Origin of the sequence: Neisseria sp. P0006.S004, from assembly GCF_051963015.1 — a bacterium.
In the GTDB taxonomy this organism is placed as follows: Bacteria; Pseudomonadota; Gammaproteobacteria; order Burkholderiales; family Neisseriaceae; genus Neisseria.
Map to the genome: position 1 here is coordinate 50734 of NZ_JBQCUS010000004.1, position 20475 is coordinate 71208.

Annotated in this window: 23 protein-coding genes; 7 read left to right on the forward strand and 16 right to left on the reverse strand. The window is 49.4% G+C overall.

From position 1 onward, the window contains the following. Nucleotides 1–109: 109 nt before the first annotated feature. Both miaB and ACTHR2_RS07190 read right to left on the reverse strand, forming a co-directional pair. Nucleotides 110–1432, reverse strand: coding sequence for a tRNA (N6-isopentenyl adenosine(37)-C2)-methylthiotransferase MiaB (gene miaB / locus ACTHR2_RS07185; protein ID WP_036492978.1), 1323 nt, complete (start codon nucleotides 1430–1432; stop codon nucleotides 110–112). A gap of 71 nt (nucleotides 1433–1503) precedes the next feature. Further along, a complete protein-coding gene (locus ACTHR2_RS07190; protein WP_049333912.1) occupies nucleotides 1504–1899 on the reverse strand; it encodes a hypothetical protein in 396 nt (131 codons plus the stop codon). Between the two features lie 198 nt (nucleotides 1900–2097). On the opposite strand from ACTHR2_RS07190, the gene hemL reads away from it, so the two are divergent. Then, complete coding sequence (hemL, locus tag ACTHR2_RS07195) at nucleotides 2098–3381, forward strand: glutamate-1-semialdehyde 2,1-aminomutase (RefSeq protein ID WP_049336068.1); 1284 nt, start codon at nucleotides 2098–2100, stop codon at nucleotides 3379–3381. A gap of 78 nt (nucleotides 3382–3459) precedes the next feature. Here hemL and ACTHR2_RS07200 read toward each other — a convergent pair whose 3' ends face one another. Next, a complete protein-coding gene (locus ACTHR2_RS07200) occupies nucleotides 3460–3924 on the reverse strand; it encodes a universal stress protein (RefSeq protein ID WP_003680896.1) in 465 nt (154 codons plus the stop codon). Nucleotides 3925–4110: 186 nt separating this feature from the next. On the opposite strand from ACTHR2_RS07200, the gene ACTHR2_RS07205 reads away from it, so the two are divergent. The 6 genes from ACTHR2_RS07205 (at nucleotide 4111) to rpmG (ending at nucleotide 8357) form a co-directional block, all read left to right on the forward strand. After that, nucleotides 4111–4887, forward strand: a complete 777-nt coding sequence (locus tag ACTHR2_RS07205; RefSeq protein ID WP_263338136.1) for a tRNA threonylcarbamoyladenosine dehydratase — start codon at nucleotides 4111–4113, stop codon at nucleotides 4885–4887. Nucleotides 4888–4900: 13 nt separating this feature from the next. Then, nucleotides 4901–5368, forward strand: coding sequence for a hypothetical protein (locus ACTHR2_RS07210; RefSeq protein ID WP_263338133.1), 468 nt, complete (start codon nucleotides 4901–4903; stop codon nucleotides 5366–5368). A 92-nt stretch (nucleotides 5369–5460) separates the two neighbouring features. Beyond that, entirely contained in the window at nucleotides 5461–6357 is an 897-nt protein-coding gene (locus tag ACTHR2_RS07215; protein WP_263338130.1) for a segregation and condensation protein A, read from the forward strand. 1 nt (nucleotide 6358) lies between these two features. Further along, nucleotides 6359–7687, forward strand: a complete 1329-nt coding sequence (gene brnQ / locus ACTHR2_RS07220) for a branched-chain amino acid transport system II carrier protein (protein WP_263338127.1) — start codon at nucleotides 6359–6361, stop codon at nucleotides 7685–7687. Nucleotides 7688–7937: 250 nt separating this feature from the next. Beyond that, nucleotides 7938–8171 (forward strand): 50S ribosomal protein L28, encoded by a 234-nt coding sequence (gene rpmB, locus ACTHR2_RS07225; RefSeq protein WP_002216391.1) that lies wholly within the window; start codon nucleotides 7938–7940, stop codon nucleotides 8169–8171. A gap of 30 nt (nucleotides 8172–8201) precedes the next feature. Further along, a complete protein-coding gene (rpmG, locus tag ACTHR2_RS07230; protein ID WP_003684373.1) occupies nucleotides 8202–8357 on the forward strand; it encodes a 50S ribosomal protein L33 in 156 nt (51 codons plus the stop codon). A 228-nt stretch (nucleotides 8358–8585) separates the two neighbouring features. On the opposite strand, the gene nqrM is transcribed toward rpmG, so the two are convergent. The 13 genes from nqrM to ACTHR2_RS07295 all read right to left on the reverse strand — a co-directional run bounded on the left by nqrM (nucleotide 8586) and on the right by ACTHR2_RS07295 (nucleotide 20469). Next, nucleotides 8586–8807, reverse strand: a complete 222-nt coding sequence (gene nqrM / locus ACTHR2_RS07235; RefSeq protein WP_003680888.1) for a (Na+)-NQR maturation NqrM — start codon at nucleotides 8805–8807, stop codon at nucleotides 8586–8588. 17 nt (nucleotides 8808–8824) lie between these two features. Then, nucleotides 8825–9892 (reverse strand): FAD:protein FMN transferase, encoded by a 1068-nt coding sequence (locus ACTHR2_RS07240; RefSeq protein ID WP_263338107.1) that lies wholly within the window; start codon nucleotides 9890–9892, stop codon nucleotides 8825–8827. Between the two features lie 131 nt (nucleotides 9893–10023). Further along, entirely contained in the window at nucleotides 10024–11241 is a 1218-nt protein-coding gene (nqrF, locus tag ACTHR2_RS07245; RefSeq protein WP_049333900.1) for an NADH:ubiquinone reductase (Na(+)-transporting) subunit F, read from the reverse strand. A 13-nt stretch (nucleotides 11242–11254) separates the two neighbouring features. Then, on the reverse strand, nucleotides 11255–11848 hold the full coding sequence (gene nqrE, locus ACTHR2_RS07250; RefSeq protein WP_003684365.1) for an NADH:ubiquinone reductase (Na(+)-transporting) subunit E: 594 nt from the start codon (nucleotides 11846–11848) through the stop codon (nucleotides 11255–11257). 3 nt (nucleotides 11849–11851) lie between these two features. Continuing rightward, entirely contained in the window at nucleotides 11852–12478 is a 627-nt protein-coding gene (locus tag ACTHR2_RS07255) for an NADH:ubiquinone reductase (Na(+)-transporting) subunit D (RefSeq protein WP_036493003.1), read from the reverse strand. Beyond that, a complete protein-coding gene (locus ACTHR2_RS07260) occupies nucleotides 12478–13254 on the reverse strand; it encodes a Na(+)-translocating NADH-quinone reductase subunit C (protein ID WP_070765262.1) in 777 nt (258 codons plus the stop codon). The genes ACTHR2_RS07255 and ACTHR2_RS07260 overlap by 1 nt, the downstream gene beginning before the upstream one ends. Beyond that, the gene (locus ACTHR2_RS07265) at nucleotides 13247–14479 is read right to left on the reverse strand and encodes an NADH:ubiquinone reductase (Na(+)-transporting) subunit B (RefSeq protein WP_440375553.1); all 1233 of its coding nucleotides are present in this window, start codon (nucleotides 14477–14479) and stop codon (nucleotides 13247–13249) included. Before ACTHR2_RS07265 ends, ACTHR2_RS07260 begins: the two co-directional genes overlap by 8 nt. 2 nt (nucleotides 14480–14481) lie before the next feature. Next, complete coding sequence (locus ACTHR2_RS07270; protein WP_440375554.1) at nucleotides 14482–15825, reverse strand: Na(+)-translocating NADH-quinone reductase subunit A; 1344 nt, start codon at nucleotides 15823–15825, stop codon at nucleotides 14482–14484. Nucleotides 15826–16162: 337 nt separating this feature from the next. Then, nucleotides 16163–17581: a sodium:proton antiporter gene (locus ACTHR2_RS07275; protein WP_440375555.1), complete on the reverse strand. Its 1419-nt coding sequence runs from the start codon at nucleotides 17579–17581 to the stop codon at nucleotides 16163–16165. A gap of 439 nt (nucleotides 17582–18020) precedes the next feature. After that, nucleotides 18021–18380, reverse strand: coding sequence for a YbaN family protein (locus ACTHR2_RS07280; protein ID WP_440375556.1), 360 nt, complete (start codon nucleotides 18378–18380; stop codon nucleotides 18021–18023). 14 nt (nucleotides 18381–18394) lie between these two features. Beyond that, the gene (locus tag ACTHR2_RS07285; protein ID WP_440375557.1) at nucleotides 18395–18991 is read right to left on the reverse strand and encodes a DUF1415 domain-containing protein; all 597 of its coding nucleotides are present in this window, start codon (nucleotides 18989–18991) and stop codon (nucleotides 18395–18397) included. 117 nt (nucleotides 18992–19108) lie between these two features. Then, complete coding sequence (locus ACTHR2_RS07290; protein ID WP_003684427.1) at nucleotides 19109–19591, reverse strand: Lrp/AsnC family transcriptional regulator; 483 nt, start codon at nucleotides 19589–19591, stop codon at nucleotides 19109–19111. 404 nt (nucleotides 19592–19995) lie between these two features. Next, complete coding sequence (locus ACTHR2_RS07295; protein WP_440375558.1) at nucleotides 19996–20469, reverse strand: pilin; 474 nt, start codon at nucleotides 20467–20469, stop codon at nucleotides 19996–19998. Nucleotides 20470–20475: the final 6 nt, after the last annotated feature.

Below are 20475 nucleotides of genomic sequence, written 5' to 3' on the forward strand. Positions count from 1 at the left end.
CTGAAAAGCCTTTTGTTCGGGTAATAAAAATACATGAATCAGATAATGCCGGGCCGAACCAAGATAAAGGCCGTCTGAACAGTTTCAGACGGCCTTTGTTTGTGTGTGCTTATACCGGTTTGCCTTTCAGGGAGAAAGTGTAGGCTTCGGTGATTTCCAAATCGATCATTTGGTTGATCATATCGGGTGTGCCGGTAAAGTTGACCACGCGGTTGTTGGCGGTACGGGCTTGCAGTTGGTCGGGGTCTTTTTTGGAGATACCTTCAACCAAGCAGCGTTGAACCGTGCCGACCATGGTTTGGTTGATGCGTGCGGTTTCGGCCTCGATAACTTCGTTCAAAGCTTCGAGGCGGCGCACTTTTTCTTCATGCGGCGTGTCGTCGTGCAGGTTGGCGGCAGGCGTGCCAGGGCGCGGACTGTAAATAAAGACGAAGCTCAAGTCGAAGGCGATGTCTTTGACCAGTTTCAAGGTTTGCTCGAACTCGCGCTCGGTCTCGCCCGGGAAGCCGACGATAAAGTCGGAGCTGAGGCACAAATCAGGACGGATGGCGCGCAGTTTACGGATGATGGATTTGTATTCCAAGGCGGTGTAGCCGCGTTTCATCGCGCTCAATACGCGGTCGGAACCGCTTTGAATCGGCAGGTGCAGGTGGGAAACCAGCTTCGGCAGGTCGCGGTAGCACTCGATAATTGCGTCGGTAAATTCGCGCGGATGGCTGGTGGTAAAGCGCAGGCGTTCGATGCCGGGGATTTCGTGGACAATGCGCAACAAAGTGGCAAAGTCGCAGATTTCGCCGTTTTCCATTTCGCCGCGATAGGCATTGACGTTTTGGCCTAAGAGGTTGATTTCTTTAACGCCTTGTTGCGCCAAACCGGCAATCTCGGTCAATACATCATTGAGCGGGCGGGAGAATTCTTCGCCGCGGGTGTAAGGGACGACGCAGTAAGAGCAGTATTTGGAACAGCCTTCCATGATGGAAATGAACGCCGAACCGCCTTCTACGCGTGCAGGCGGCAGGTGGTCGAATTTCTCGATTTCGGGGAAGGAAATATCGATTTGCGAGAGACCGGTGGTTTCTTTGTCGACGATGAGTTTGGGCAGGCGGTGCAGCGTTTGCGGGCCGAAAACTACGTCCACATACGGAGCGCGTTTGACGATGTTTTCGCCTTCTTGAGAGGCAACGCAGCCGGCAACGCCGATGATGAGGTCGGGATTTTTTTCTTTGAGCGGGCGTACTCGTCCCAAGTCGGAGAAGACTTTCTCTTGCGCTTTTTCACGCACGGAGCAGGTGTTGAACAAGATGATGTCGGCGTCGTCAGGTTGGGTAACCTGCTCGATGCCGCCGTGTTCTTCGGCGAGGACGGACAGCATTTTTTCGCTGTCGTACTCGTTCATTTGGCACCCGAAGGTGCGGATAAATACTTTTTTCATGGTTTGTTTTGATTGACTTGCTTGTTGTAAAAGGGTTCAGACGGCCTTTGAATACCAGGGCCGTCTGAAAGTTATTCTTCCGCCTTTTTCTGCTTTTTGGCGTGTTCGATGAACCTGTCGGCTTCGGCATCGGTCAAAATCCAGATTTCGCGGACGAGGCGGCTTTCTTCGTTGTATTTGAACGCAACGGCTTTACCGGTTTGATTCAGCAAGCGGCCCATGGGGATGAAACGGTCGTTTTCATCGTGGATTTTGGTGAAGCGGGTGATTTGCAGTTTGGCCGCGTTGCCGTCCACAATGCCCAAGGTCAGCAGGCGCGTCCAAGAAAAACCGCCTTTGCTGACTTTCAGATAAGGCAAATCGACAGTCTTTAAAACGGCCACGTCCATATCGTCAGGCAGGCTGCGTTGTGCATGGACGAGGGAGGACGCCAAAAGGGCGAGGCTGAGTATGAATCCACGTAACATGATGCTTTTCTTTTATTGTTTCAATAGGTCGCGGATTATAGCACAAGCAGGAAAAATGTGGATAGAGTGTTTGTTTTTAAAGAATAATTTTGATTTTGCGCCCGATTCTTATTTTGAAGCTTGGGCCGTCTGAAAAGGATTTGGTGTTAAAATGGCACCGATTTGATTTTCAGACGACCTCTTACGAAAGAATTGACCATGAACCGTAATGAAAGCTTGTTCAACCGCGCCAAAGCCATTATTCCTGGCGGCGTGAACTCTCCTGTGCGCGCATTCGGCAGCGTCGGCGGCGTACCGCGCTTTATCAAAAAGGCAGAAGGCGCGTATGTTTGGGACGAAAACGGCACGCGTTATACCGACTATGTCGGCTCTTGGGGCCCTGCGATTGTCGGCCACGCCCATCCTGAAGTCATTGAAGCCGTGCGCGAAGCAGCATTGGGCGGTTTGTCGTTTGGTGCGCCAACTGAAGGCGAAATTGTCATTGCCGAAGAAATCGCCAAAATCATGCCGTCCGTCGAGCAGCTGCGCCTTGTCAGCTCCGGCACGGAAGCAACGATGACCGCCATCCGTCTGGCACGCGGTTTTACCGGCCGCGACAAAATCATCAAGTTTGAAGGCTGCTACCACGGCCATTCCGACAGCCTGTTGGTGAAAGCAGGCAGCGGCCTGCTGACGTTTGGCAATCCTTCTTCCGCCGGTGTGCCTGCCGACTTTACCAAACATACTTTGGTACTCGAATACAACAATATTGCCCAACTGGAAGAAGCCTTTGCCCAAAGCGGCAATGACATTGCCTGTGTGATTTTGGAGCCTTTTGTCGGCAATATGAATCTGGTTAGGCCGTCTGAAGCCTTTGTCAAAGCCTTGCGTGAATTGACTGAAAAACACGGCGCCGTGTTGATTTACGACGAAGTGATGACCGGCTTCCGCGTGGCGCTGGGCGGCGCGCAATCTTTGCACGGCATCAAACCTGATTTGACCACCATGGGCAAAGTGATCGGCGGCGGTATGCCTTTGGCGGCGTTCGGCGGCCGTAAAGATATTATGGAATGTATTTCCCCGTTGGGCGGCGTGTATCAGGCAGGTACATTGTCCGGCAATCCGATTGCGGTTGCCGCCGGTTTGAAAACGCTGGAAATCATTCAGCGCGAAGGCTTCTATGAAAACCTGACTGCCCTGACCCAACGCCTCGCCAACGGTATTGCCGACGCGGCTAAAGCACATGGTGTTGAATTTACGGCGGACAGCGTGGGCGGTATGTTTGGTTTGTATTTTGCCAGCCACACGCCGCAAAACTACGCCGACATGGCGCGTTCCAATATCGACGGTTTCAAACATTTCTTCCACGGTATGCTCGACCGCAATGTCGCATTCGGCCCGTCAGCTTACGAAGCCGGTTTTGTTTCCGCCGCGCATACGCCTGAGCTGATTGACGAAACCATTGCTGTGGCACACGAAGTGTTCAAAGAAATGGCAAAATAAAAGCTGAAGCTGTCATGTGAAAAAAGGCCGTCTGAAAAATATTCAGACGGCCTTTCGCTATTTTAAATCAATGCTTGATTATGCTTCTTCAGCTTTGCTGCGGATAATCAGCAGAGGCAGGTGGCTTTGACGCATTACGGTCTCGGCGAAGCTGCCCATCAGCAAGTGCATCAGGCCGGTGCGGCCGTGTGTACCGAGTACCAGCAGGTCTGCACCGTTGTTGTCGGCGTAGTCAACCAAGTCTTGCGCCATTTCGCGCGCGCCTTTGTTGGCAACCAACAGATGTTTCACGATGTTTTCAACGCCGCTTTCACGCGCTGTTTTTTCTGCGAAATCCAAAACTTCGTTGCCTTGAGCCACTGCGGCAGCTTCGTAGCTTTCGTGTTGCAGGAATTCAGGAGCCAAAGCCATGTATTCGGCAGGGTTGGCAACGTGAACCAAAGTCAGTTGGGCTTTGTTGAGGCTTGCCAGTTCGGCGGCGTGTTTCAATGCATTGAGGGAGGTCTCGCTACCGTCAACGGCTACAACCAGATGTTTGTACATATTTATTCTCCTTTTGCGCCGAGTAGCGGCACTTTCGTTTAATATGAAATCAGAACTTGTCTGAATGTGAAACGATTATAAACTCTTTCGGGCGGGTACAACAGCCCATCTGCTTTCAAGTATAATGTCAGTCCGAATCGCCTGTCGCGTTTTTCATTAATTTATTGATATATCACAAGGTTACTTATGCAGGATGCCGCTTTTCTTTCTTCGCGCCGCTTTGGCGGCATTGCCAGACTTTACGGAGACGAAGCACTGGCGCGCTTTTCGCGTGCGCATGTGTGCGTGGTCGGCGTCGGCGGTGTCGGCTCGTGGACGGTGGAGGCGTTGGCGAGAAGCGGTATCGGTCGTTTAACGCTGATTGATTTGGACAATGTTGCCGAGTCCAATGTCAACCGTCAGTTGCACGCTTTGACCGATGATTTCGGTAAGGCAAAAGTTACCGCTTTGCGCGAACGCATCGCCCAAATCAATCCGCAATGCGAAGTGACGGAAATCGAAGATTTTGTTACCGAAGACAATCTGGACGAACTTTTCAGACGGCCTTTTGACTTCGTCATCGATGCCATCGACCAAATCCGTGTCAAAGCGGCGATGGCGGCGTATTTCGTGCAACATAAACAACCGTTTATTATCAGCGGCGGCGCGGGTGGACAGAAAAATCCGGCTTTAATCCAAACCGCCGATTTGAGCCGCGTTACCCACGATCCGCTGCTTTCCAACTTGCGCTACACCCTGCGCAAACGCTACGGCTTCAGCCGCGATACCAAAGAAAAAATGCGCGTGCCTTGCGTTTATTCAACTGAGAATATTACGCCGCCGCAATCCGGCGAAGCGTGTTCGACCGATGCCGCGCCGCAAGGTTTGTCCTGCGCGGGCTATGGGGCGAGTATGCTGGTGACGGCTTCGTTTGGGCTGTATTGTGCGCAGGCTGCGGTGGAGCATATCGCGGGGCGGAAGTGAGGGGTAGGGGAAGATGGTTAAGAGCCGATTTTTTAAAGCCTACTTTATTGCCAGTCTGATTTATGCGGTATGGTTCGGCGTATTGATGTATGCCGTCGATCCGATGTTTCTTGATGTGATGGAATGCAATACGCTGCCGGGCGATTATTTGTGTGTGCAAAGCGGTTATAACCGCCCATTCACCACTTTTCTTTATCCGTTTCTGTCTATCGTGATCTTCAGCCTTGTGCACGCCGGTATCATGAAATGGCGCAAACGCCGTTCAGTTAAAATGATTTGGTTTTTGGTCGGCTGCGAAAGTTTGCTGTTGTCGGCTTTGATGGTGGCGATGCTTGCGAGAGATGGTTTTGTGTTGTCCCGAGATATCGGCTCGGTACTGACGGGTACAGTTTTCGCCAGCCTGCCGCTGTTGGGCATGGCCTTGGCGCAGACCTTTGCCGTCGCCATTGTTTCTTTGCAAATCAATCGTAAAAACCGCTGATTTTTATATTAAAAACGGGTCGTCTTCGTTTCAGACGGCCTTTTGTTGATGAAACTTCTTACTAAACTTAAAAAGAAAAAGACCCTTTAACCATGCCTTCAGAACACCTTATTTCTTCCACTGCCGCAACGCCGTCTGAACATACCGTTGCGTGGGTGTTCGGTCAGCCTGTTACCGATTTGCCGCAGGATTTGTTTATTCCGCCTGATGCGTTGAAGGTGGTATTGAGCAGCTTCCAAGGGCCGTTGGATTTGCTGCTGTACCTTATCCGCAAGCAAAATATCGACGTTCTCGATATTCCGATGGTGAAGATTACCGAACAGTATCTGCACTATATTGCCCAAATGGAGGCATATCAGTTTGATTTGGCGGCGGAATACCTGCTGATGGCGGCGATGCTGATTGAAATTAAATCGCGCCTGCTGTTGCCGCGTCCTGAAGAAGTTGAGGATGAAGAGGCGGATCCGCGTGCCGAGTTGGTGCGCCGTCTGTTGGCTTACGAACAAATGAAACTGGCGGCTCAAGGCTTGGACGCGTTGCCGCGCGCCGGACGTGATTTCGCTTGGGCGTATTTGCCGCTGGAAATTGCGGTTGAAGCGAAGTTGCCGGAAGTGTGCGTTGCCGATTTGACGCAGGCTTGGTTGGGTATTTTGTCGCGTGCCAAGCATACGCGCAGTCATGAAGTGGTGCGGGAAACCATTTCCGTGCGCGCGCAGATGACGGCGATTTTGCGCCGTTTGAACGAAAGCGGCATCAGCAAATTCAGCGATTTGTTTAAGCCGGAGCAGGGCGCGACGTATGTGGTGGTCAATTTTATTGCATTACTGGAACTGGCCAAAGAAGGCTTGGTGCGTATCGTACAGCCGGAAAATTATGGCGAAATCGAAATCAGCCTGAAAGACGGTTTGGAAACAAACGAAGCCGAAATGCTTTCAGACGGCCTTGAAATCGATGAAACCGATAACGGTTATTTGAAAAAAGAGAACTAAAATGAATTCGACGACAAGTCGCAGCAAGGCCTCTTTATGGGCGGTGGGTTTGATGCTGTTTGCGCTGTTTTTCGGCGCGGGTAACTTAATTTACCCGGCTTATTTGGGGCAGCAGGCCGGCGAAAACTGGCTTTCGGCAATGTTCGGCTTTTTGTTGACCGGTGCGGGGTTGCCATTGCTGGGCGTGATTGCCGTCGGCTATTCCGGCTCGCGCGATGTGGAAGCGCTGGCTTCCCGTGTTGCGCCTTGGTACGGCGTGACTTTTGCCGCTGCGCTTTATCTGGCAATCGGCCCCTTGTTTGCCATGCCGCGTACGGCAACGGTATCTTTTGAAACCGCCATCTCTCCTTTCATTGATGAATCTTGGAAAAGCATCGCATTGGCCGTATTCAGTCTGGTGTTTTTCGGCATGACTTATTGGCTGTCGATTTCTCCGGGGAAACTGGTTGATCGTATCGGTAAAATCCTTACGCCCGTTTTATTGCTGGCAATTGCAATATTGGTCGGCTATGCCGCTATTAACCCGATGGGTATGCCACAGGCGGCGCAAGGCGATTTTGCCGCGCATCCGTTGGTTAAAGGTATTTTGGAAGGCTACGGCACCATGGACGCGCTGGCTTCGCTGGTGTTTGCCATTATCGTCATCGATGCCGTTCGCGCCATGGGCGTGGACAACCGTGCGGATTTGCTGAAGACCACGACGATTTCCGGTGTGTTGGCGGCTTCCTGCCTGGCAGTGGTTTACCTGTTTATCGGTTATATGGGTGCGACAGGCGTGGCCGGTATCGGCTTGCAGGAAAACGGCGCGTTGGTTTTGTCTAAAACCGCACAGCATTATTTCGGTACGGCCGGTATTGTGTTGCTTGGCGTCATGGTGCTGCTTGCCTGTCTGAGTACGGCGGTGGGTTTGATTACTTCATGCGCCGAATATTTCAATCGTCTTTGCCCGGGTATTTCTTATAAAGTCTTTGTGATACTGAATACGGTGGTGTCTATCCTGTTGGCCAATAAAGGCCTTTCAGCGATTTTGCAGTTTTCCATCCCAATGCTGATGCTGTTGTATCCGCTGACCATCGTCATCATTCTGCTGGCTTTGACGGATAAACTGTTCGGCGGCGGCCGTATTGTCTATTTCTGCACCATGATGGCGGCCCTTATGGTCGGTTTGCTCGATGCCTATAAAGCTGCGTTTGGATTGGATGCCGATACCGCCGCCGCCATCGAGCGCGCATTGCCGTTTTACAATATCGGTTTAGGGTGGGTTGTTCCTTCTTTAGCCTGCTTTATACTCGGCTGCATTTTGAATGCGGCGTTGAAGAAAAAAGCATGACGATAAACAGGCCGTCTGAAATGTTCAGATGGCCTGTTTATTTCGCCGACCGCGCAAACGACAGATGATTTTTTTAAAGAAATCCGTTATAATTGAAAAGTTAAGGCTTTGCGAAATACCGTTTCGCAGATGCAACATATTGAGAAGATTTATTTCCACAAATCCCGTTTTTTCAGCAAACGACTTGAACTGAAGGCGGATTTCGTGGTATAAATCGCGTTTTACTATTTTAGAAGTTTGGAGACTAACCATGGCACGAGTTTGCAAAGTGACCGGTAAGCGCCCGATGTCTGGCAATAACGTATCACACGCCAACAACAAAACCAAACGTCGTTTTTTGCCTAACTTGCAATCACGTCGTTTCTGGGTAGAAAGTGAAAACCGCTGGGTTCGCCTGCGCGTTTCTAACGCTGCATTGCGCACCATCGATAAAGTAGGCATTGATGTCGTATTGGCTGATTTGCGTGCTCGCGGCGAAGCTTAATTTAAACACCATTAATTAAGGATTACTGCAATGCGCGATAAAATCAAACTGGAGTCCAGTGCTGGTACTGGTCACTTCTACACAACTACTAAAAACAAACGTACTATGCCTGGCAAACTGGAAATCAAAAAATTTGACCCAGTAGCCCGTAAACACGTTATTTACAAAGAAACTAAATTGAAATAATCCGGTTTCTTCCAAGAAAAAGCTCCTGTTTTGCAGGAGCTTTTCTTTTTGTTTTCTGATTGGTTTGAAGTGGCTTTGTTTTAAACGGGTGTGTAAGATATTTTTGGATTGCTTTGGAAGAGGCAAAATAAAAGAGCGTGTATCCATTTGGGTCACGCTCTTTTATTTTTCAGACGGCCTGATAGGGGATAAGCTGTCTTAAATCATGAATAAACATTCAACAACGACTTAATGATCAACCTTGATGCCTTGATTGTCGGAATGTTGTTTTTTATCCAGCTCTTTTTGCAAGGTATCGCATGGCGTGTCGCAATCGCACATTTTCTTCATGCCGAGCGAGGAAATGCCGCCGCAGCTGCCTTTGATGGTGCGTTTAGAGAAAATATAGCCGACTGCCATGCCGAGGATGACAATGATAAAGATGCCGAAAGTCAGAAGAAGGGTTTTCATGTGTGTATTCCTGAAGATTAGTTTAATAATTTCTTGAATGCGTTGGACATTTTAGTATGGTAGCCGCCTTGCGGGGTCCGGATGATAAGGAAAACGGCGAGATTTTCTTGCTCGGCAAGTTTAAGTGCTTCAGTTTCTCCGAGAACGAACAATCCGGTGGAAAGGCCGTCTGCAAGTGTGGCGTTTTCTGCTACTACGCTGATGGAAGCAAGGTTGTGGCTGATGGGTTGTTTGGTTTTAGGGTTGATGATATGGGAAAGGCGGCGGCCTGACTTATCGACATGGAAAATACGGTAGTCGCCGGATGTGGCCAGTGATTTATTGTCCAATGGAATGGTAATTTGAGTGGCGCCGCCTTGAACGATATTGGGCTGCTCGATGCCGATACGCCAAGGATTGCCTTGTGCATTGCGGCCTTTGCCATGCAACTCGCCTCCGATTTCTACCAAATAATTGCCGATATTGAGTTTTTCAAGTTCGGCGGCGGTTTTATCCACACCAAAGCCTTTGGCAATGGAGGATAGGTCTAAATAGACTTCGGGATGGGTTTTGGCGAGTGTAGGCTGCTGTCCGTCTTGGGAAAGTTTGAGTTTGTCCGTACCAACCATTTCTGAAGCATATTGGATTTCTTGTGCAGTCGGTTCGTGCGTGATTTCTTTTTGCGGGCCGAATCCCCAGAGGTTGACCAAAGGACCGACGGTTACGTCTAGTGCGCCGTGTGTCAGTTTGTTTAAACGCAAGGCTTCGCCGGTTACATAGGCAAAGTCTTGGGAAATGGGCATTGCCTGATTGACGGTGCGCAGCTGGTTGAATTGGCTGATTTCGGAATCGGTCTGGTAGGTAGACATTTGCCGATTGACTTCTTTAAGTGCGTCATCAATGCGTTTTTGTATTTCGGCAGGTGAGGGGAGTTTGTCTTGGCCGTCTGAAAGATATTTGACGGTATAGGTCGTGCCCATGGTCTCGCCTTGCAGGGTAATGGTTTGTTGTTTTTCAGGTTGGCAGGCAGAGAGGGTGAGTGTGGAAACGATGGCAACGGTGCAACCGATTATCGGACGGTAAAACGAATTTGAAAGAAGCGGCATAAGGGATGTGCAGATTATTTTTTGAAGCCTTTATTGTATCGTAAAAGAAAGGTTCAGGCCGTCTGAAAGTATGGTTTTCAGACGGCCTGGCAATAAAAAAGAAGAAACCGAGGTTTCTTCCTTTTTGTCTGTTAGCCGCCGAAATCGTCCAAGAGGATGTTTTCGTCTTCCACGCCCAAGTCTTTGAGCATTTTGATGACGGACTGGTTCATGATCGGAGGGCCGCACATATAGAATTCGCAGTCTTCCGGTGCTTCATGGTTTTTCAGATGGTTTTCGTAAACCACGTTGTGAATGAAGCCTGTGTAGCCGTCCCAGTTGTCTTCAGGCAATGGGTCGGACAGGGCGACGTGCCATGTGAAGTTCGGGAATTCTGCTGCGAGTTGGTCGAAGTCTTCGACATAGAACATCTCGCGTTTAGAACGGGCACCATACCAGAAGGTAATCTTACGTTTGGAGTTCAAACGTTTCAGCTGGTCGAAAATGTGGGAGCGCATCGGCGCCATACCCGCACCACCGCCGATAAATACCATTTCGGCATCGGTATCTTTGGCAAAGAACTCACCGAACGGACCGGAAATCGTTACTTTATCACCGGCTTTAAGCGACCAGATGTAAGAAGACATTTGTCCCGGAGGCGCATCAGGTACGCGAGGAGGAGGCGTAGCGATACGAACGTTCAACATAATAATGCCTTTTTCTTCAGGGTATGAAGCCATGGAGTAGGCACGCAAAATCGGCTCGTCCACTTTGGAAACGTATTGCCACAGATTGTATTTGTCCCAGTCTTCGTGGTATTCCTTAGGAATGTCGAAGTCTTTGTAGGCAACAGTGTGAGGAGGGGCTTCAATTTGGATGTAGCCGCCGGCGCGGAAAGGGACTTCTTCGCCTTCGGGAATGGCAAGCTTGAGTTCTTTAATGAACGTTGCTTTGTTGTCATTGGAGATGACGGTGCATTCCCATTTTTTCACGCCGAACACTTCTTCCGGTACTTCGATGTCCATGTCGGTTTTAACGTTGACCTGACAAGACAGACGGCAGCCTTCGCGCGCTTCGCGTTTGCTGATGTGGGACAACTCGGTAGGCAGAATGTCGCCGCCGCCGCTTTTCACGACAACGCGGCATTGTCCGCACGAACCGCCGCCACCACAGGCGGAAGGAACGAAGATACCTTGGCTGGCAAGCGCACCCAGCAGTTTGCCGCCGGCAGGCATCGTCAGCTCTTTTTCGTTATTGACTTTGATGGTGATGTCGCCTTCGCTCACCAACTTGGATTTGGCAAACAGAATCATCAGTGCCAAAACCAAGACGATGAGGGTAAACATCACAATACCTAAAATAATCTCCATGCCGATTCCTTTCTTATAACTGGATGCCGGAGAACGACATAAACGCCATTGCCATCAGGCCGGCGGCGATAAAGGTAATGCCCAAGCCTTTGAGACCTTTAGGGACGTCCGAATATTTCATTTTTTCGGTAATGCCCGCCAAAGCGACAATAGCCAAAAGCCAGCCCAAACCTGCACCGAAACCATATACAACGGACTCGCCGAAGTTATATTCGCGTTGCGCCATAAACGATACGGCACCGAAAATCGCGCAGTTTACGGTAATCAGGGGTAGGTAGATACCCAATGCGTTGTAGAGGGCAGGGACGAATTTGTCCAAGAACATTTCCAAAATCTGCACCAAAGCGGCAATCACGCCGATGAAGGTGATGAATTTCAGGAAGGTCAGGTCCACGCCTTCAACCAGCGCGCCGTCTTTCAACAGCGAGTAAACAAGTTGGTTGGCAGGGACGGACAGGCCGAGTACGAAAGTTACAGCAACGCCCAAACCGAATGCAGTGGATACTTTTTTAGATACCGCCAAAAATGTACACATCCCCAAGAAGAAGGACAGTGCCATGTTTTCCAGAAAGACGGATTTTACAAAGAGGCTTAAGTAATGTTCCATGTGTTATTTCTCCGCCTGTTCAGGTTTCCAAGTGCGCAGACCCCATACCAAGAAGCCGATGATGAAGAACGCGCTAGGGGCGAGCAGGAACAAGCCGTTGGTTTGATACCAGCCGCCATCTTGTACAGTTTGGAAAATGGTGTAGCCAAAGAGCTTGCCTGAGCCGATCAGTTCGCGGATGGTTGCGATGATGATCAACATCATGCCGTAACCTGCGCCGTTGCCGATACCGTCAACCAAGCTTTCCAGCGGCGGCTCTTTCATGGCGAATGCTTCGGCACGGCCCATCACGATACAGTTGGTAATAATCAGGCCGACGAATACGGACAGCTGTTTGGACAGCTCATAAGCAAAGGCTTGGAGCAGTTGGTCAACCAGCGTTACCAAGGAAGCAACAATCGCCATTTGCACAATAATACGGATGCTGTTAGGGATGTAGTTGCGTACCAAAGAAATGAAGAAACTGGAAAAACCGGTTACCAAACTCACGGAAATGCCCATCACGATGGCCGTCTGAAGCTTGGTGGTAACCGCCAAAGCCGAACAAATTCCCAAAACCTGCAAAGCAATCGGGTTATTGTCGATAAAGGGTGAAAACATCAAATATTTCAAGCGTTTCATGTCAGCCATTATTGTGCTCCTGCTGATTTTAATTTGTTCAGGTAGGGGATATAGCCGTTTTCGCCGAACCAGTAGGCGAACGAACCTTGCACGCCTTTAGATGTCAGCGATGCGCCGGAGAGGGCATCTACGCCGTGTTCTTTGTCCGAACTTGCGCCTTTGCCGACGTGCAGGGCGAGTTTGCCTTGTTCGTCAAACAGTTTTTTGCCGACGAATTTTTGTTGCCACAACGGATTGCCGATTTCGCCGCCCAAGCCCGGGGTTTCGCCTTGGTCGTAGTAGGTGATGCCGTTGATGGTGTTGCCGTCGGGTTGAATGGCGACAAAACCGTACATGACAGACCACAAACCGTTGCCGTGCATAGGCAGGATGATTTGGCTGACTTTACCGTCTTCGCCTTTTACCAAGTAAACCTCGGTGTATTTGGCACGGCTTTTGATGCCTGCCAAATCGTCTTCGGGTTTGATTTGGATGCTTTGGGCAGGGTCTTTGCCGGCGACGCGTGCGCTGAAGTCTTTAGGCGCATCGGCGACATATTCGCCGGTTGCCAAGTCCACGACACGTTGCTCGATACGCTCGGCAAAGGTTTTGCTGATGTCAGTGTTTTTATCCATCAAACCGGCTACGCTCAAGATATAGCCTTGTTTGTCTTGGAGTTTTTGTTTCTCTTGGATGGGTTTCAAGCCGACGACCGCACCAGCAACGATGATGGAACAAATCAGGCTGACAACCAATACCACAATCAGCGTGCCACTGAAGCTGTCTTTATCGAATTTCTTAGCCATTGCTGCGCGCCTTTCTGCGTTTGATGTTCGCTTGTGCGACGAAATAGTCGAAAATCGGGGCAAACAGGTTGGCAAACAGAATCGCCAACATCATGCCTTCGGGGTAAGCAGGGTTGACCACGCGGATCAATACGCACATCACACCGATAAGCGCGCCGTACCACCATTTGCCGACATTGGTAAAGGAAGCGGAAACAGGATCGGTCGCCATAAACAGCATACCGATGGCGAAGCCGCCGACTACCAAGTGCCAGTACCAAGGCATGGAGAACATGGCGTTGGTGTCCGAACCGATGAAGTTAAACAGCGAAGACATGGCAATCATACCGATCATCACGCCGGCAATAATGCGCCATGAGGCAATGCGGGTGAACACGATAAACGCGCCGCCGATTAAGAGCGCCAAAGTGGATACTTCGCCGATTGAGCCGGGCACGTTACCGATAAATGCGTCCATCCAAGAGATGTTTTGACCGGTTACAGCGTTTTTCAGGCCGTCTGCACCGTGTGCCGCCCATTGCGCCAAAGCAGTGGCACCGGAATAGCCGTCAACTGCAGTCCAAACGGTGTCGCCGGTAATGTTGGCTGGGTAGGCGAAGAACAGGAACGCACGACCTGCAAGAGCAGGGTTCATAAAGTTTTTACCCACACCGCCGAACACTTCTTTCGCCACAACAACACCGAACGTAATGCCCAATGCAGCCTGCCACAGCGGCAGGGTAGGCGGAACGATTAAGGCAAACAGAATCGAAGTAACGAAAAAGCCTTCATTGATTTCATGTTTGCGCACGGAGGCAAACAATATTTCCCAAGCGATGCCGACAATAAATACGGTCGCGTAAATCGGCAGGAAGAAAATTGCGCCGAAGAGCATTTTGCCCAACACGCCTGCTTCAGACGACATATTGATGCCCAAAGCGTTGGCAAGGGCGTAATGCCAGTCGTTGGCGATGTTTTGTTGCAGCAAATCAGGCGTTAACGCACCGAATGCCTGTACGCCGACGTTGTACATACCGTAGAACATGGCGGGGAACAAAGCCAGCCACACCAAAATCATCATGCGCTTGGAGTCGAGCGCATCGCGGACGTGGGCCGCTTTGCGCGTTACCGCGCCAGATGTGTAGAAAACCGTCGCCACAGCTTCATAGAGGGCATACCATTTTTCATGTTTGCCGCCCGGCAGGAAGTGCGGTTCGATTTTTTCCAGAAAATGTTTCAAGCCCATAATCAGCCTTCCTTCTCAATGGTTTCCAGCACCTTGCGCAACAGCGGGCCGTATTCGTATTTGCCCGGGCAGACGAAGCTGCACAAAGCGAGGTCTTCTTCGTCCAATTCTAAGCAACCCAGTGCCTGAGCGCTGTCGGTATCGCCGACGATTAAATCGCGCAAGAGCAGGGTAGGCAGGATATCCAAGGGCATTACGCGCTCGTAAGTGCCGATCGGTACCATGGCGCGGTCGCCGCCGTTGACGGCTGTATTGAACTTGAAGAGTTTGTTTTTCAGGAAGTGGCCGAGGGTTGTGCGCGTGATGGAGTATTTGTCCGGCTGCGGCGCAACCCAGCCGAACAGCTCTTTGCTGCGGCCTTCTTCAATAACGGAAATCTGATTGTGGTAGCGGCCGAGGTAATCGTGCGCGCCTTGTGCAATCGCGCCGTTCAATACCGAGCCGGAAATCACGCGGTTGTCTGCGTCAACCAATTCGCCCGCAGTAATTTGCGATACTTTCGCACCCAAAACGGTACGCAAGAGGCGGGGTTTGTTGACTTGAGAACCACCCAAGGCAATTACGCGCTCAGTGTTCAGACGGCCTGTTGCAAACAAACGGCCAATGGCAATTACATCTTGATAATTGATGGTCCAAACGGTTTTGTTCGCACCGACTGGTTCGATGAAATGAATGTGCGTGCCGCTCAAACCGGCAGGATGTGGTCCGCCAAATTCATGTGTTTCGATGTTGGCAGCGTTTTCAGACGGCACATCTGCACCAGCTGCTTTACATACATGGATTTTACGCTCGGTCAGGCGGCTTAATACCAACAGGCCGCGTTTGAAGTCTTCGGCGGCTTGTTTGATGATGACCGTAGGATCGGCAGCCAGCGGATTGGTGTCCATCGCATTGACGAAGATGGCGAACGGCTCGGCATCGACGGCAGGGATTTTGCTGAACGGACGGGTGCGCAGCGCAGTCCACAAACCGGATTGGATCAGGTTGCGTCGCACTTCTTCGCTGCTCAATTTTGCCAGCGCTTCAGGTGCGTAGCGTTCGAACTCGATTTCGTCGTTGCCTTCTACGGCAATCACGACTGACTGAAGTACGCGCTTTTCGCCACGGTGAATCGCAGCGATTTTGCCTGAAGCCGGAGCAGTAAATACTACGCCCGGATTCTTTTTGTCTTCAAACAGCACTTGGCCTTTTTTGACGGCTTCGCCTTCCTTGATTTTCATCGAGGGGCGCATGCCGACATATTCTTCGCCAAGCAACGCGACTTCGGTAATGGCCGGGCCGTCATAAATGACTTGCTCCGGTCTGCCTGCGATAGGCAGGTCTAAGCCTTTTTTTATCTTAATCATAAGGATGCGTTACTTTTTGGTGGGTTGAGATTCGGATGTCGGATTGTTTTTTCAGACGGCATGTAATGCTTTGAAACAAAGGATGGGCTGTCTGAAAAAAGCAGAGGTTTGCTATAAAAACAACGAATAAACGCAAACAACAAAGCTTTAGATTTTATCAGGTATAGGCTGCTTTATGTCAGTTTTACGCTTATTTTTACGGGAAAAGTGGGAAAAAAGTAGGGATGTGTAATCGAGTGTTAAGGGAAATAATTTTTAATTGATTGATATTTAAACGCTATATTTGATGGTATAGCTGAAAATAAAAGGCCGTCTGAATTTCAGACGGCCTCTAAGTTTAAAAGAGCTGCCAAACGAAGAAAATCATCGTATGCAGGGCAAACAGCGGTACCAATACAATCACCGACCATGCCATATAGCCGAAGAAGGAAGGCATTGGTACGCCGCGTTGTTCGGCAATGGCTTTGACCATGAAGTTCGGCGCATTACCGATATAAGTGAGCGCGCCCATAAATACGGAACCCATGGATACTGCCAGCAATGAATGGAACAGGTGGCCTGTCATCAAGGCTTGGGCATCGCCACCGGCCATATTGAAGAACACCAAATAAGTCGGCGCGTTATCCAAGAATGCCGACAAAATGCCGCTCATCCAGAAATACATCACATTAATCGGATTGCCTGCTGCGTCGTGAACCAAAGAAACAACGGAAGCCAATGCACCTGTTTCGCCGGCTTTCAAAATCGCCAAAACAGGCGAAATGGTAATGAAAATACCCAAAAACAGTTTGCCCACTTCGGCAATCGGCTCGAAGTTGAACTCATTGCCTGCGCGGACCTGTTTGGGCGTGATAATCCAAGATACGGCGGTCAAAGCCAGCAAAATGCCATCGCGCATCAGGTTTTGCAAGGCATAATGGCTGTCCAAGATTTCAAAGCCCGGATGATTTGGTTTCCACAAACCGGATAGCAAAACCGCGCCGACAACACCGGCCAGTAACAGGAAATTCCATTTGCCGTAAATTTTGACTTTTTCTTCTTTATCGGAAGGAGCGGGAGCAAGGTGTTCGCTTTGTTCGCGGTTGAAGTGTCGGCTGTCGATGATGTAGAAAACGGCCAGCAAAACCACAGAACTAATCAATACAGGCATCAGCATGTGTTTGACCGTCCACATGAAATCTACGCCTTTCAGGAATCCTAAGAACAGAGGAGGGTCGCCTAAAGGAGTCAGACCGCCGCCGATATTCGCTACCAAGAAAATGAAGAAAATCACAATGTGAACGCGGTAATGGCGTTTATGATTGGCTTTCAAAAGCGGACGAATCATCAACATTGCCGCGCCTGTCGTCCCCATGATGGAAGACAAAGCCGTACCGACTGCCAACAGGGTTGTGTTCAATTTAGGCGAGCCGTGCAAATCGCCGCTGACAAAAATACCGCCTGAAATGGTATAGAGCGCCAAAAGCAGCAGGATAAAGGGGATATATTCTTCAACCAACGCATGGGCAACGGTATGTACGCCAGCTCCGAAACCAAAGGTTACGATAAACGGCGTCAAAAACAGCAGCGTCCAAAACGCTGTAATTTTGCCAAAGTGGTGGTGCCAAATACGGGAGAAAAACAGAGGTCCAAGTGCAATGGATAAGAGAATCAGTGCAAACGGCAGACCCCAAAGCAGGCTTGCGGATGAGCCGTCAAAATCGGATGCCGCAGCAGGAAAGGCGGCAAGAAGCAGTAAAAATGAGAGAGAGCGCATAGTATTTCCTTTTTATTCTGTTGCGCCGTTAGAAACTTCGTCGAGAAAGCACGGCGGTGAAATATTCAGGCCGTCTGAAAATATCCAGACGAACTGCGCGGTTGTGTCAGGGGAAAGTATAACGCAAAGCAAGTGTTAAGGGACGGTTTAGGGTGTTGGAATCAAAAGAAATGTTGATACAAATAAAGGAATCAAAATGAGTAGAGTAGTTGGAGGTAGTAAAAAAATGGTTTTGAAACAGGAGTTTGAAATATCGGAAATAATGCTATCGAAAAAATACTTTGAATTAATTTTAGCTAAAATTTACATTTGATTGAATAAATGGAGGCCGTCTGAAAATGAGGGTTGAATAGGGTAATTTAGGTGTTACTGATTGTTTTGACGGATAAATTGGGTATAAAAACAAAAACAGGTAAGCAAAAATGCCTACCTGTTTTATTTATGCTTCTGGCCGCAGCCACATCCACACGGCCACGCAGCTGCAGAAGATTGATGATACGGCACCAATCCACCAGCGTTCCGGAAATTGCCAAAACATAAACAGGCAAGAAACAGTCATCATGCTAATGGCGAAGAATTTTGCCTTGCGCGGCACGGCGCCGTTGTTTTCCCAGTTTTGTATGATGGGGCCGAAATAGCGGTGATGATAGAGCCAATTGTGAAAGCGCGGCGAAGCCTTTGCCCAGCAGGCGGCGGTCAATAAAATGAAAGGTGTAGTCGGCAGCAATGGCAGGAAAATGCCGATAATGCCCAAGACGAGCGACAATGCGCCGCAAAAAATCAATAAATAGCGAACCATCTTCCCATCACCAATTATTTGTTTTCAGACGGCTTGTGATGTGGAAATGGACAACGCGGAATGTCTAATTTATTCCAGCCTTCGTGCCCCATTTTTTCCAGCAGCGCGATATTGCGGTCAAAAATTGCCGAGGCATCGGGAAATGCTTCAGCCGCTTTGGCAATACTGTCTTCACGAATCAAGTGCAAAGTCGGATAGGGCGAACGATTGGTGTAGTTGCTGATGTCGTCGGCCTCAGTGCCTTCAAATTGGAAATTGGGATGGAACGGCGCAATTTGGACAATGCCTTCCAATTCGTTTTCTACAACGGCATCGTCGGCAATCTCCAGCATTTGGTTGAAGGTTTCAAAATCAGGGAATAGCGTCGGATGAAGCAGTAAAGTGGTTTCCAATTCCGAAGTGGGCGTATTGCCCAGAAGCTGCAATTCACGATCCAAGTCCTCAAGGAAACCGTCCAAATGACGGGCTTCGCTGACAACGACGCGAACCAGGTTTTTAACGTGCGGCGCTTTGGCAAACGGGCAGAGATTCAGGCCGATAACGGCTTTTTCCAGCCATTGTTTGGTATGTTCTGAAACAGTATCGATATCGAGATGGGTGGTGTCTGTCATAGTAAAAGCTTATGTGAATTATTCTTAAAAAGTATACAAGTGTATGGACATGAAAGCAAACCATTGGAATTTAAAAGGCCGTCTGAACAACAGACGGCCTTTATCAGTTTCAAATCATTAATCCTGAACCAAATGAACCAAAGGCAGAGCGGTCGTGTTTTTAATTTCTTTCAACACAAAACTCGATTGCGCATCTTGCACGCCGTGGTGCGAAAGCAGCGTGTCCAAAACAAAATGGGAAAACGCGTTCATATCGGTAAAAAAGGCATGGAGCAGATAGTCGGTTTCACCCGTTAATGCAAAGCAGCTCAATACTTCCGGCCAAGCGCGGACAGATTCGGAAAAATCCTCGCGCGCATCTTTTGCCTTGCTAATCGATACACGGATAAAAGCCTGCAAACCCAAGCCCAAAGATACGGGAGAAAGCTGGGCGGCGTATTTTTGAATGATGCCCGCATCTTCAAGCTGTTTGAGACGGCGTAGGCAGGGAGAAGGGGAGAGCGCTACCTTTTCAGAAAGCTCAACATTGCTCAACCGCCCATTTTCCTGCAAAACCTGCAGAATCTTTAAATCCGTTTTATCCAAGTTCAGATGAGGCATGATGGTTCTCCCAGTGTATACAATGTATGTTTTGAAAATGAAAAATGCTTAAAAATAAAGACTTGTATGGTTAAATTATATATTGAGTTCAGATGGGCGACAAATTGTCTTATCAGGAGTGTTGCGAATTTGTTTTATGTAGTGGTGAAAAGATGAAGGCCGTCTGAACCAATCAGGTTAAAACTTTCCTGTCGGATTAGGATTAAATATAAAGAGGCCGTCTGAAAATGAATTTCAGACGGCATTTATTTTCGTAATGTGTTTATTCAGGCTCTTAATGACCTTGTTTTGGAGAGTTTTGTTCTTTTGCTTTGATTCGTTTTCCGCGTTTGTATTTGGCTTTGTTTGGGGTGTTTTCTTCGCAATGTATTTTTGTGTTTTTCTTAAGGTGTATGGCTTGGCCGTTATCCGTGTGAGTTGTCACGGCACATGGCGGGAACCATCATCGGATCCAGTGTTCCGCCGCATTGCCAGTTGAGCAACCAAGTCGAATCGTTATTAATTCGATAAGGGGTCAGGGTCAGGACTTTGCCTTTGTTTTGGCCTTTATCGAAAGGAATGCTGATTTTTCCTGTATCTGCTTCTACAGTTACGCCACCGTTTTGGATGTATGTGCCGCCGATGCGTTGAGCGGTAACGCCGATTGCGCCTTGTTTGCTGACATCCTCTGCATTGGGCAGGCGGTTATTTACCGCTGAGGCAATGCTGATTTCGGTTTTCAGGTCATCGGCAAGGTATAGTGCTTCAGAGGCTTGCGCCCTGCCGATATAGTTTTGATAGGTAGGCACGGCGACAACAACCAGAATACCGAGGATGGCGATCACTATCATCAGCTCAATCAGGGTAAAACCTTTTTGGGCTTGAAATGGGGTATTCATTTGAGC